Below are 13,179 nucleotides of genomic sequence, written 5' to 3' on the forward strand. Positions count from 1 at the left end.
AAGTGAGCCGCCGTAAGGGCGGAACCAATAGCCGCCGTGACCGCAGCAACGGATATGTACACCCCCCCCCCCAACAACCCAAAAAGAGCGAATGACCATCGCAGTAATGGAGCGACCGGCAAGCCAGCCCCCCCTGTCTGATCGGGTTTGCAAATCAAAAGCTGTAGTTCAGCACACCCATCACGGAGGTTTGCATCCGGCGTTCCACAATCGGGCTTTTGCCGGCATCCCCCGACAAATACTGCACATCCAGCAAGGTAGAGAAGGTTGTGTGGTCGCCCAGCGGCACGCTCCAATCGAGGTTCAAGCCCCGGCTGACCATCCCACCCTTGGCGTCATACGCGCGAAAGCGGCTGTGCTGGGCCTGGCCGGGGGTGACGCCGTACCAGGTGCGCACATAGTTGCCATCGCCAAAGAGGCTATTGAGGCTGGCGTCCACGGTGCCGTAGTCACCGTCATACAGGTTGGTGCCAATGCTCAGCTCCAGGGAGGTAAACGCCTTGCCGCTGTCTTTTTTATCGTCTTGCTCCAGCGCATGTTCCAGGGTCGCGCCCAGCACGGCCGTGCCCAAGGTGTAGCTGGCACTCACACCGAACTGCGGTCGCGACTTGATTTGGCCCATGCCCTTGAGCCGGTCGGAGCCCAGGCTGGTGCTTTTCTTCTGGTCCTTGCGCGCAGTGCTGGCGCCGACATAGGCACTGAAACTGAGGTTGTCATCCTCATAACCCCAGCCCAGCCCCTTGTTGGTATCGAGAAAAATCCCCCACGGGCTGACGACGTTTGCGCCCAGCAATGGCGCGGTCATACGCTCATTGCTGCCGCTGTAACGCGGCAGGTTGGCCGCCCCGGCTTGCAGGCTGTATTGCCAGTCGGCGGCGGCTGACAGTTGGGTGCAGGTGATCAGGCACACAGAAGTGGCAGCGAGGTAAATCGTTTTTGAACGCATGATGGCCTTCGTCATTCCAAGGAAGGCTCAAATCCTAGGGACGGCGTGGGCAGGGGTCTTTGACAGCTTTGTCGGGAAACTGTCAAAGACTGTTAAGTGGGGGCGCAACGCCCAGCGCCCAAACGCCGCACCGCCCCCAGACTTGATTTCAATCAAGGGCTCACTGGCCAGCTGCCACCTACCATCGACTTCATATTCCGGCCGTTGAAGTCAGTGAGCCCATGAACCGCACCAAGCCCTCGGCCCTCGCTACCCTGGCCGCAAGTCCCGTCACCTGGTTGGTTGTCCTGGTGCTGCTGTTCAGTCTGGCCGGCCCGGCCCAGGCCAAGTCCTACGGCGCGATTGAACAACAGCGCATCGACAAGATTTTCCCGCAGACCGACGCCATTTCCGCCGCCGAAGGCAAGTTCAAGGTGCGCACGCTGTCGGCCAAAGGCGCGGTCATCGGCTATGTGTTCCAGAGCCTGGACGTGGTGGACATCCCGGCGTATTCCGGCAAACCGATCAACACCCAGGTGATCCTCGACCCGGCCGGGGTGATCCGTGATGCCTATGTGCTGGAGCACCACGAGCCGATTCTGTTGATCGGCATTCCCGAGGCCAAGTTGCATGACTTCACCGCCCGCTACAGCGGGATCAACGTCAAGCAACGGGTGGTGGTGGGGCACTCCAGCGACAGCCAGGCGGTGACCGTGGACGCGGTGGCCGGCGCTACTGTCACGGCCATGGTGGTCAATGAGGTGATCATGCGCGCCGCCCACGAAGTGGCGGTGTCGCTCAAGCTGATCGAGGACAAGGCCAGTACCGCGCAGAAAGTCGCGTTGGTGCGCGCTGACCTGTTCGAACCGGCCAACTGGGCGCAGTTGACCGGCAACGGCGCGGTGCGCCGCCTGCACCTGACGCGCGGGCAAGTAGACGCGGCCTTCAAGGGCACCGAGGCCGAAGGCGTGGAAGTGGCGGGGCCGGGGCAGGTCGACGAGACCTTTATTGACCTGTATGTGGCCGATCTCAACGCGCCGACCATCGGCCGCAACCTGTTGGGCGACGCGCAATACCGGGTGCTGATGCAGGGCCTCAAGCCCGGCGAGCAGGCCATTGCGGTGCTGGGGCGTGGGTTGTTTTCGTTCAAGGGCTCGGGCTACGTGCGCGGCGGGATTTTTGATCGGGTGCAATTGCGCCAGTTCGGCAATGTCATCAGCTTCCGCGATATGGACCACCAGCGCCTGTATGACGTGTTCGCCGAGGGCATGCCCGAGTTCGACGAGATGTCGGTGTTTATCGTGCGCCCCCAGGCCGGGTTCGACCCTGGCTCGGCCTGGACCCTGGAACTGCTGGTACGGCGCCAGACCGGCCCGGTCAGCGGCACCTTCAGCAGTTTTGAATTGCCCTACCAGATGCCCGAGGCGTATCTGGAGCGCCCGTTGCCGACTGCCGCCGAGCAGGCTGCCATCGACGAAGCGAATCGGCCGATGTGGCTGACGATCTGGTACCAGAAACACGTGCAGATCCTGATCCTGGGCGCCGCCCTGGTACTGCTGACGGTGATTCTGTTTTTGCAGGACAGCCTGGCCCGGCGCCCGCGCCTGTTGCATTGGGTACGCCGTGGCTACCTGCTGTTTACCGTGGTGTTTATCGGCTGGTACGCCCTGGGGCAGCTGTCGGTGGTCAATGTGCTGACCTTTGTGCATGCGCTGTTCCAGCAGTTCCGCTGGGAGCTGTTCCTCACCGACCCGCTGATCTTCATGCTCTGGGTATTCACCGCCGCCAGCATCCTGCTGTGGGGCCGAGGTGTGTTCTGCGGCTGGTTGTGCCCGTTCGGGGCGCTGCAGGAGCTGATCAATGAGGCGGCGCGCAGGCTCAAAGTGCGCCAGTTCGAGCTGCCGTTTGCCGTGCATGAGCGGCTGTGGGCGATCAAGTATTTGATCCTGCTGGGGCTGTTTGGCTTGTCGCTGGAGTCGATGGCCACCGCCGAGCGGTTTGCCGAAGTGGAGCCGTTCAAGACCGCCATCACCCTGCATTTCGACCGCCAGTGGTGGTTCGTGCTGTACGCGGTGGCGCTGCTGGTGATCAACCTGTTCACGCGCAAAGTCTACTGCCGCTACATCTGCCCGCTGGGCGCCGCGCTGGCGATCCCCAGCAAGTTCAGGCTGTTCGACTGGCTCAAACGGCGCAAAGAGTGTGGCGATCCGTGCCAGTTGTGCGCCAAGGAATGCGAAATCCAGGCGATTCACCCTGACGGCCATATCAACGCCAATGAATGCCACTACTGCCTGGATTGCCAGATGACTTGGCACAACGACCACAAATGCCCGCCACTGATCAACAAGCGCAAGAAACGCAACAAGGCCGCACCCGCCACTGGGCAATTGATCCCGGTGGTGCAGGTGGCGGTGCCTGAATGACGGCCTTGGGCACTCACTTTTCCCATCTGGAGCACATCATGAACGACAGTGAATCGAAAAAAGCCGGGGCCACCCCGGAACCTGAAGGCATGAGCCGGCGTGGCTTCCTGGGCACCGGCGCAGTCACCGGCGCGGTGCTGGCAGGGGCCTCGGCCCTCGGCGGTACGGTGTTTACCCGCGAGTCCTTTGCGGCGGCGGCCAAAGAAGCCAAGTCGAAGATCCATGTGGGCCCAGGGGAGCTGGATCAGTACTACGGTTTCTGGAGCGGCGGCCACCAGGGTGAGGTGCGGGTACTCGGTGTGCCGTCGATGCGTGAATTGATGCGTATCCCGGTGTTCAACGTCGATTCCGCCACCGGCTGGGGCCTGACCAACGAGAGCAAGCGCATCCTGGGCGAGGGCGCCAAGTACCAGAACGGCGATTGCCATCACCCGCACCTGTCCACCACCGATGGCCGCTACGACGGCAAATACCTGTTCATCAACGACAAGGCCAACACCCGCGTGGCGCGGATCCGCCTGGACATCATGAAGTGCGACAAGATCGTCACCGTGCCCAACGCCCAGGCGATCCACGGCCTGCGCCTGCAAAAGGTGCCGTACACCAAGTACGTGTTCTGCAACGCCGAGTTCATCATCCCGCACCCCAATGACGGCCATACCTTCGACCTGCAGGACAAGAACAGCTTCACCATGTTCAACGCGATCGACGCCGAGAAGATGGAAATGGCCTTCCAGGTCATCGTTGACGGCAACCTCGACAACGCCGACATGGACTACACCGGTAAATACGCGGCGGCCACCTGCTACAACTCGGAGAAAGCCTCCGACCTGGGCGGCATGATGCGCAACGAGCGCGACTGGGTGGTGGTGTTCAACATCCCGCGCATCGAGGCGGCGATCAAGGCCGGCAAGTTCATCAACCTCGACGGCGTCAAGGTGCCGGTGGTGGACGGGCGCAAGGGCGATGATGGCAAGGACAGCGAATTCACCCGCTATATCCCGGTGCCGAAGAACCCCCACGGCTGCAACACCTCGCCGGACGGCAAGTACTTTATCGCCAACGGCAAGCTGTCGCCGACCTGCACCATCATTGCCATCGACAAGCTCGACGACCTGTTCAGCGACAAGATCAAAGACCCGCGCGGCGTGGTGGTCGGCGAGCCGGAACTGGGCCTGGGCCCGCTGCACACCACTTACGATGGCCGGGGCTTTGCCTACACCACGCTGTTTATCGACAGCCAGGTGGTCAAGTGGAACATCGCCGAAGCCATCCGCGCCTACGGCGGCGAGAAGGTCAACTACATCAAGCAGAAGCTCGATGTGCACTACCAACCCGGCCACAACCATGCCTCGCTCACCGAGACCCGGGATGCCGACGGCCAATGGCTGGTGGTCCTGAGCAAATTCTCCAAGGACCGCTTCCTGCCGACCGGCCCGCTGCACCCGGAAAACGACCAGTTGATCGACATCTCGGGCGATGAAATGAAACTGGTCCACGACGGCCCGACCTTCGCCGAACCCCATGACTGTGTGATGGCGCGGCGCGACCAGATCAAGACCAAGAAAATCTGGGAACGCAACGACCCCTTCTTCGCCGAAACCGTGGCCATTGCGGCCAAGGACGGGATCAAGCTGGAGACCGATAACAAGGTGATCCGCGACGGCAAGAAAGTGCGGGTGTACATGACGTCCATGGCGCCGACCTATGGCCTGACGGAGTTCACCGTCAAGCATGGCGATGAGGTCACTGTGACCATCACCAACATCGACCAGATCGAGGACGTGACCCACGGCTTTGTCATGACCAACCATGGCGTGAGCATGGAAATCAGCCCGCAGCAAACCTCTTCCATCACCTTCATTGCCGATAAACCGGGGCTGCATTGGTACTACTGCAGCTGGTTCTGCCATGCGCTGCATATGGAGATGGTGGGGCGGATGTTGGTCGAGCGCACTTAACGGCGAGCACCAACCAATGTGGGAGCGGGCTTGCCCGCGATAGCGGCGGTTCAGCCACTGTTTTTGGTGGCTGGTACACCGCCATCGCAGGCAAGCCAGCTCTCACACCAGATCTGTGTCGCTCCACAGATTGGGCTTTGATCAAAAGGAAGACTCCGTGGCTCGACCCCGCACGTTATGGACCGGGTGTGTGTGGCTGCTATTTTCGGCCGCCGCCGGCGCTGCTGTACTGCCCATTACCGACCTGCCGTTGATCGCCGCAGGCCCGCAGCACTGGCGCCTGCCTGCCGGTGACTACCAGGGCTCCTTCAGCATCGACCAACCCCTGCAACTGACTTGCGAACCCGGTGCGGTGATCCACAGCCAAGGCCTGGGCAATGGCTTGCTGATCAACGCTGCCGACGTCACCGTCGAGGGCTGCACCTTCCTCGACTGGGGCCATGACCTCACCGCGATGAACGCGGCCATCTTCATCCAGCCCAAGGCCCACGGCGCCCTGATCAAGAACAACCGCCTGCGCGGCCAGGGTTTTGGCGTGTGGGTCGATGGCACGGCGGATGTGAGCGTGATCGACAACCAGATCCAGGGCGACCCGACCATGCGCTCCCAGGACCGGGGCAATGGCATCCACCTGTACGCAGTCAAAGGCGCGCGGGTGATCGGCAACCAGGTGCGCGATGCCCGCGATGGCATCTACATCGACACCTCCAACGGCAACCTGCTGCAAGGCAACACCCTGGAAGACCTGCGCTACGGCATCCACTACATGTTCGCCAACGACAACCAGGTGCTCGGCAATATTACTCGCCGCACCCGCACCGGCTATGCGCTGATGCAAAGCCGCAAGCTGACGGTGATCGGCAATCGCTCCGAGGAGGATCAGAACTACGGGATCCTGATGAACTACATCACCTATTCCACCTTGCGCGACAACGTGGTCAACGACGTGCGCGACGGCACAACCGGCGACACCATGATCACCGGGGCCGAAGGCAAGGCGTTGTTTATCTACAACTCGCTGTTCAACAGCATCGAACACAACCACTTCGGGCGCAGCGCGGTGGGCATTCACCTCACAGCTGGTTCCGAGGACAACCGGATTGCCAACAATGCCTTTGTCGGCAACCAGCGCCAGGTCAAGTACGTGGCCACCCGCTTGCAGGAATGGTCGGCAGAAGGCCGCGGCAATTACTGGAGCGACTACCTGGGCTGGGACCGCAATAACGACGGCCTCGGGGATGTGGCCTACGAGCCCAACGATAACGTCGACCGCCTGCTGTGGTTGTATCCCCAGGTGCGCCTGTTGATGAACAGCCCCGGCATCGAGTTGCTGCGCTGGGTGCAGCGGGCGTTTCCGGTGATCAAGTCGCCGGGGGTGATGGACAGCCATCCGCTGATGCAAGACCCCACGCTTTCCCTGCTCAAGGAGCCTGCATGATGCCCGTTGTCGAAATCGAAGGCGTGACCCAGCGTTATGGGCGCGCCACTGTGCTGCACGACTTGAGCCTGAGCCTGGCGCCCGGGGAAGTGCTGGGCCTGTTCGGCCATAACGGCGCGGGCAAGACCACCAGCATGAAACTGATCCTCGGCTTGTTGCAGGCAAGCAGTGGTCAGGTGCGGGTGTTCGGTCGCGCGCCCAGCGACCCTCATGTGCGGCAGATGCTCGGCTACTTGCCGGAAAACGTCACGTTCTACCCGCAACTCAGCGGCCTGGAAACCTTGCAGCATTTCGCCCGGCTCAAGGGCGCGCCGATGAGCCAGGTCCAGACCCTGCTCGAAGACGTCGGCCTGACGGCGGCGGCGCGGCGGCGGGTCAAGACCTATTCCAAGGGCATGCGCCAGCGCCTCGGCCTAGCCCAGGCACTGCTTGGCGAGCCGCGCCTGCTGCTGCTCGACGAGCCCACCGTGGGCCTCGACCCGATTGCCACCCAGGACCTGTATCGCTTGCTCGACCGTCTGCGCGGGCAGGGCACCAGCATCATTCTCTGCTCCCATGTGTTGCCCGGTGTGGAGGCCCATATCAACCGCGCCGCCATCTTGACCCAGGGCCGTCTGCTGGCCCTCGGCACCCTGGCGGCGTTGCGCGAAGAGGCCGGGCTGCCCACCCTGATCCGCAGCAGCGGCCTGCAACGTGCGGCGCACTTGCAAAAACGCTGGAGCGAGGCTGGCCACGTGACCCAGCGCTGGGGCGCGGAAGGGCTGCAAGTGGCGGCGTTGAATGGCAATAAATTGGACCTGCTGCGCCAGTTGCTCGACCAGGACAGCCCCAGCGATGTGGAAATTGTCGTGCCGTCCCTGGAAGACCTGTATCGCCATTACATGGACAGCCCTGTGGAGCGTGCCCAATGACGCCAATCTGGAACATGGCCCGCAAAGAATTCAGCGATGGCCTGCGCAACCGTTGGTTATTGGCCATTAGCCTGCTGTTTGCGGTGCTGGCCATCGGCATTGCCTGGCTCGGGGCCGCGGCGTCCGGGCAACTGGGCTTTACCTCTATCCCGGCAACCATCGCCAGCCTGGCCAGCCTGGCGACCTTCCTGATGCCGTTGATTGCGCTGCTGCTGGCCTATGACGCGATTGTCGGCGAGGACGAAAGCGGCACCTTGCTGCTATTGCTCACCTATCCCCTGGGGCGCGGGCAGATCCTGCTCGGCAAGTTTGTCGGGCACGGGTTGATCCTGGCGCTGGCGACCTTTATCGGATTCGGCTGCGCCATGCTCGCCATTGCGCTGCTGGTGGATGACGTCGAGTTCAGCCTACTGCTCTGGGCCTTTGGCCGGTTCATGCTGACCTCGACCTTGCTTGGCTGGGGCTTTTTGGGGCTGGCGTATGTGTTGAGCAGCGTCTCGGCGGAGAAATCCACGGCGGCCGGCTTGGCCCTGGGGGTGTGGTTCTTTTTTGTGTTGGTCTTCGACCTGGCGTTGCTGGCGCTGCTGGTGCTCAGCGAAGGCCAGTTCAGCCCGACGCTGCTGCCCTGGCTGTTGCTGTTCAACCCGGCGGATGTGTACCGCCTGATCAACCTGTCGGGTTTCGATGCCGGCCCCGCGTCCATGGGCGTAATGGCCCTGGGCGCAGACCTGGCGGTGCCGGAGGCGGCGTTGTGGCTGTGCCTGGCGGCGTGGGTCGCCGGGCCATTGGTCTGGGCCTATTGGCTGTTCGGCCGGCGCGCGGCATGAATTTTTTATCGGTGGAGCACGTAAGCATGAAGATGGGGTTGGTTTTACTGTTGAGCCTGCTGTTGGTCGGTTGTGACAAACCGGTGGCGGCGGGGGCGGGTGACGGGCCGGTGGCGTTCCATCCTGCAGATGAGTGCCATGTGTGTGGCATGGTGATCAGCGAGTTCCCGGGGCCCAAGGGCGAGGTGGTGGAGCAGGGCGCGGCGCAGAAGTTTTGCTCTACGGCAGAAATGCTCGGCTGGTGGTTGCAGCCGGAAAACCATCATGCCCAGTCCAAGCTGTATGTGCATGACATGGGGCGCAGCCATTGGGATACCCCGGACGATGCCCATCTGATCGACGCCAAGACCGCCTACTACGTGCTCGGCACCGGGCTCAAGGGCGCCATGGGCGTGGTGCTGGCCTCGTTTGCCGAGCAGGCGGTGGCGCAGAAAATCGCGGCCGATACCGGCGGGCGGGTGCTGCGTTTCGAGGAGATTGACCTGGCTCTGTTGCAACAGCCGAATGGCATGGGCCATAGCAGTCATTGAGCCCCCCTGTGGGAGCGGGTTTGCCCTAACGCCGATCAGTTAAGCGAACGCAATGCTCAAAGCAGTGAAGATCAAATGTGGGAGCGGGCTTGTCGGATCGCCGCATCGCCGCGAAGACGTCGGCCCAGCAAGCATTGATGTTGACTGACCCACTGCTTTCGCGAGCAAGCCCGCTCCCACAGGGGTGTATAGCTTCGTGCTCGCTCCTAGCGGTTGACCAATTTCGCCGGCAACGCAATCACCAACAAACAACTGAGCAGCAAGCTGGCGGCAAAGAACCACATGGCCCCGGCGCTGCTGCCGGTGATATCTATCGCCAGGCCCATCAACGAGTTACTGACCAGCCCGGCGATATTCGCCAGGGAGCAGGCCAGGGCAAAGCCGGTGGCCGCCGCGGTGCCGGTGAGGAAGGTCGCCGGCAGGCTGAAAAACACCGGTACGGCGCCGAGGATTGCTGCCGAGGCCACGGCAAACAGGGCCACGGTGGCGACCACGTTATGGGTGAAGAACGTGCTGCCGGCCATGGCCACGGCGCCCACCACAAACGGCACGATAATGTGCCAACGGCGCTCGCGGTGTTTGTCGGAGCTGGCGCCGATCAGCAGCATGCCGGCCAGCGCGGCCACACTGGGCAGGGCGGTGAGCAGGCCGATATGGAAGGTGTCGCTGATCCCCGCGTTGCGGATCAGGGTCGGCATCCAGAAACCCATGGCGTAGGCACTGAGCAGGATCGAAAAGTCGATCCCGCCAAGCATCCACACCTTGAGGTTGAAGAAGCCTTCGCGAAAACGCCGTGGGCTTTGACTGGCCTGGCTGTCATCGGCCTGCAACTGCTGTTGCAGCAGGGTCTTTTCGGCGGCTGACAACCATTTGGCCTGGTGATAGGTATTGGGCAACGCCCAGAACGCCAATGCCCCCAACAGCACGCTGGGCAGGGCTTCAAGCAGGAACAGCCACTGCCAGCCGCGCAGGCCACCGATCTGGTCGAAGTGGCCCATGATCCAGCCGGACAACGGCCCGCCAATCACACTGGACAGCGGCAGGCCGATCATGAACAGCGCAATCACCCGGCCCCGGCGATGGGTGGGGAACCAGGTGGTCAGGTAATACAACACCCCCGGCAGGAACCCGGCTTCGGCGACGCCCAGCAAAAACCGCAGCACATAGAACTGCGTGGTGGAGGTGACCAGCAACGTGCAAGCCGACAGCAGGCCCCAGGTGATCATGATGCGCGCAATCCAGATCCGCGCGCCGACGCGCTCCAGGATCAGGTTGCTGGGTACTTCAAACAGGATATAGCCGACAAAAAACAGGCCGGCGCCCAGGCCGAACGCGGTTTCGCTGAACTGCAGCTGGTCTTGCATCTGCAACTTGGCAAAACCGATGTTGATGCGGTCCAGGTAGGCAGCCAGGTAGCAGAAGCACAGGAACGGGATCAGCTTCCAGGTGATCTTGTGGTACAGCGCGTGAATCGGGTCGGCGACCGTGGGCATCGGTGTGTCTCAGGGCAATGAGGAGGGCGGGGCGAATATAGCATTCCGTCACCGACACGCTCTGTCTGAAACGCGCCACCTGACTGGGGTTGCCGTGCGAAAGAAGCTACGTTTAATGCTTCTAATAAACAGAGTATCCACGGATGAACTACCAACCCCTTACCCGAACCTTGATAGCGACGGCCCTGGTCCTGACATTCAGTGGCGTGCAGGCCGCCTCCCAGGCCCCGGTGGCCGGCGAAAACGGCATGGTGGTGACGGCCCAGCATCTGGCCACCCATGTGGGGGTGGACGTGCTGAAGGCTGGCGGTAACGCCGTGGACGCGGCAGTGGCGGTGGGGTACGCCCTGGCGGTGGTCTACCCGGCTGCGGGCAACCTCGGCGGCGGTGGTTTCATGACCGTGCAACTGGCGGACGGGCGCAAGACCTTCCTCGACTTCCGTGAAAAAGCGCCGCTGGCGGCCACTGCCGACATGTACCTGGACAAGGACGGCAATGTCGTCCCCGGCCTCAGCGCCAAGGGCCACCTGGCGGTCGGCGTGCCCGGCACAGTCTCCGGGATGGAACTGGCCCTGAGCAAATACGGCACCCTCAAACGTGCCCAAGTGATCGCACCGGCGATCAAGCTCGCGGAAGACGGCTTTGCCCTCGACCAGGGCGATATCGACATGCTGCACAGCGCCACCGAAGAGTTCAAAAAAGACCAGGACCTGCGTGGCATCTTTCTCAATAAAGGCGAGCCGCTGCAGGTCGGGCAGAAGCTGGTGCAAAAAGACCTGGCCCGGACCCTGCGGGAAATTTCCGCCAAGGGCACCGATGGCTTCTACAAAGGCTGGGTGGCCAAGGCCATCGTCGACTCCAGCCAGGCCGGCAAGGGCATCATCGCCCAGGCCGACCTGGACAAATACCAGACCCGCGAGCTGGCACCCATCGAGTGCGACTACCGTGGCTACCACGTGGTCTCGGCACCACCACCGAGCTCGGGCGGCCTGGTGATCTGCCAGATCATGAACATCCTCGAAGGTTACCCCATGGCCGAACTGGGCTACGGCTCGGCCCAGGGCACCCATTACCAGATCGAAGCCATGCGCCACGCCTACGTCGACCGCAACAGTTACTTGGGCGACCCGGACTTCGTGCAGAACCCGGTGGAACACCTGTTGGACAAGGACTACGCGGCCAAACTGCGCGCCGCCATCGACCCGCAAAAAGCCGGCGACTCCATGGCTATCAAACCCGGCGTTGCGCCCCATGAGGGCAGCAACACCACCCATTACTCCATCGTCGACAAATGGGGCAACGCGGTGTCGGTGACCTACACCCTCAACGACTGGTTCGGCGCCGGCGTCATGGCCAGCAAGACTGGGGTCATCCTCAACGACGAAATGGACGACTTCACCGTCAAAGTCGGCGTGCCCAATATGTACGGGCTGGTCCAGGGCGAAGCCAACGCCATCGCCCCGGGCAAGGCGCCCCTGTCGTCCATGAGCCCGACCATCGTGACCAAGGACGGCAAGGCCGTGATGGTCATCGGCACACCCGGCGGCAGCCGCATCATCACCGCCACCTTGCTGACCATCCTCAACGTCATCGACTACAAGATGAACATCCAGGAAGCCGTCAACGCCCCACGTTTCCACCAACAATGGATGCCCGACACCACCAACCTCGAAACCTTCGCCCTGAGCCCCGACACCCAGAAAATCCTCGAAAGCTGGGGCCATAAATTCGCCGGCCCCCAAGACGCCAACCACCTGGCCGCCATCCTCGTCGGCGCCCCGTCCCTGGACGGCAAGCCCGTGGGCAACAACCGCTTCTACGGCGCCAACGACCCACGGCGCAATACCGGACTGTCCCTGGGCTACTAAGCCCAGGCAGAGCAGGGGCCAACCGCCCCTGTTCTGCTCCACGGAAGAATATTTTTTGAAATCAAGGGCTTGCCAGCCCCGGCAAATCAGTACATAATTGCCGCCATCGAACGCACTGAAGCATAAAAAACTTCAATGTTTTCAATGAGATAGAGTAGAGGCAAGCTTCACATAGCCCACTCAAGTTTATATGCGGTGAATGTCAGTGGTTTGGGCATTGATCGTTTGAGGCCGAGTAGCAAAATGGTTATGCAGCGGATTGCAAATCCGCCTACGCCGGTTCGATTCCGACCTCGGCCTCCACTCTTGAAAGCCCCGTAGATTAACGTCTACGGGGTTTTTTATTGCCTGTAGGAAAGTGCTGGAGTTCCGAAACTTTAGAGGGTGGAGTTCCGAAACTATCTCATTTTGAAGGCTGCGCGACCGCACCGATGCGCCGGTAAACGCGCTTGGTGATCTCCTGCTCCGAGTGCCCGAGCAGGAGGTTGGCGTCTGCGATATCAGTAATTTCGGATGCCGCCTTCGGTCGGATATCCTTGAACTGAAACTGTTGGATCCTCTCCGCGTCATCAACTCGTCCCTCACTGGCGGCCAAGGAGCGAGCAGCTTCTCGGGCGTCGTCCCACCTGTTACGCAGCATTTGTTGAGACACGCGCATCCCCGTTCTTGCTGCGCTGGGCAGCAGAAGGTGGTTTAGGATTTGGAGGGGAGCCACTCGGTATCGTATTCGAACTGGGTAACTCGCATTGATCTCGATGCTTGGCAGTTCGCGGCGGAACGTCTCGGTGCCGTAGGGCTTCTTC

The 13,179-nt window shown here is 61.9% G+C and carries 9 protein-coding genes, 1 tRNA gene and 1 pseudogene; 8 read left to right on the top strand and 3 right to left on the bottom strand.

Annotated elements, in window-relative coordinates:
- Positions 1-154: 154 nt before the first annotated feature.
- The gene (locus tag K1X80_RS12405; protein WP_057959828.1) at positions 155-946 is read right to left on the bottom strand and encodes a MipA/OmpV family protein; all 792 of its coding nucleotides are present in this window, start codon (positions 944-946) and stop codon (positions 155-157) included.
- Positions 947-1,167: 221 nt separating this feature from the next.
- Here K1X80_RS12405 and nosR point away from each other — a divergent pair, with 221 nt between their 5' ends.
- The 6 genes from nosR to K1X80_RS12435 all read left to right on the top strand — a co-directional run bounded on the left by nosR (position 1,168) and on the right by K1X80_RS12435 (position 9,015).
- Positions 1,168-3,348 carry a transcriptional regulator NosR gene (gene nosR, locus K1X80_RS12410; RefSeq protein WP_128593613.1) on the top strand — a complete coding sequence of 727 codons (2,181 nt, stop codon included), beginning with the start codon at positions 1,168-1,170 and terminating at the stop codon, positions 3,346-3,348.
- Between the two features lie 38 nt (positions 3,349-3,386).
- The gene (nosZ, locus tag K1X80_RS12415; protein ID WP_057439642.1) at positions 3,387-5,309 is read left to right on the top strand and encodes a TAT-dependent nitrous-oxide reductase; all 1,923 of its coding nucleotides are present in this window, start codon (positions 3,387-3,389) and stop codon (positions 5,307-5,309) included.
- A 190-nt stretch (positions 5,310-5,499) separates the two neighbouring features.
- The gene (locus tag K1X80_RS12420; protein WP_115128038.1) at positions 5,500-6,747 is read left to right on the top strand and encodes a nitrous oxide reductase family maturation protein NosD; all 1,248 of its coding nucleotides are present in this window, start codon (positions 5,500-5,502) and stop codon (positions 6,745-6,747) included.
- Complete coding sequence (locus K1X80_RS12425; RefSeq protein WP_128593619.1) at positions 6,747-7,658, top strand: ABC transporter ATP-binding protein; 912 nt, start codon at positions 6,747-6,749, stop codon at positions 7,656-7,658. Before K1X80_RS12420 ends, K1X80_RS12425 begins: the two co-directional genes overlap by 1 nt.
- Entirely contained in the window at positions 7,655-8,485 is an 831-nt protein-coding gene (locus tag K1X80_RS12430; protein WP_120732632.1) for an ABC transporter permease, read from the top strand. The genes K1X80_RS12425 and K1X80_RS12430 overlap by 4 nt, the downstream gene beginning before the upstream one ends.
- Entirely contained in the window at positions 8,482-9,015 is a 534-nt protein-coding gene (locus tag K1X80_RS12435; protein WP_258571557.1) for a nitrous oxide reductase accessory protein NosL, read from the top strand. Before K1X80_RS12430 ends, K1X80_RS12435 begins: the two co-directional genes overlap by 4 nt.
- A 206-nt stretch (positions 9,016-9,221) precedes the next feature.
- On the opposite strand, the gene K1X80_RS12440 is transcribed toward K1X80_RS12435, so the two are convergent.
- On the bottom strand, positions 9,222-10,508 hold the full coding sequence (locus K1X80_RS12440) for an MFS transporter (RefSeq protein ID WP_220172925.1): 1,287 nt from the start codon (positions 10,506-10,508) through the stop codon (positions 9,222-9,224).
- A gap of 143 nt (positions 10,509-10,651) precedes the next feature.
- On the opposite strand from K1X80_RS12440, the gene ggt reads away from it, so the two are divergent.
- Together ggt and K1X80_RS12450 are read left to right on the top strand one after the other, a co-directional pair.
- On the top strand, positions 10,652-12,376 hold the full coding sequence (gene ggt, locus K1X80_RS12445; RefSeq protein WP_057959811.1) for a gamma-glutamyltransferase: 1,725 nt from the start codon (positions 10,652-10,654) through the stop codon (positions 12,374-12,376).
- Between the two features lie 229 nt (positions 12,377-12,605).
- Positions 12,606-12,679: transfer RNA gene (locus K1X80_RS12450), tRNA-Cys, on the top strand.
- Positions 12,680-12,779: 100 nt separating this feature from the next.
- Here K1X80_RS12450 and K1X80_RS12455 read toward each other — a convergent pair.
- Positions 12,780-13,040: pseudogene (locus tag K1X80_RS12455) on the bottom strand (integrase); the annotation flags it as partial.
- Positions 13,041-13,179: the final 139 nt, after the last annotated feature.

This window comes from Pseudomonas sp. So3.2b (assembly GCF_019464415.1).
In the GTDB taxonomy this organism is placed as follows: Bacteria; Pseudomonadota; Gammaproteobacteria; order Pseudomonadales; family Pseudomonadaceae; genus Aquipseudomonas; species Aquipseudomonas shahriarae.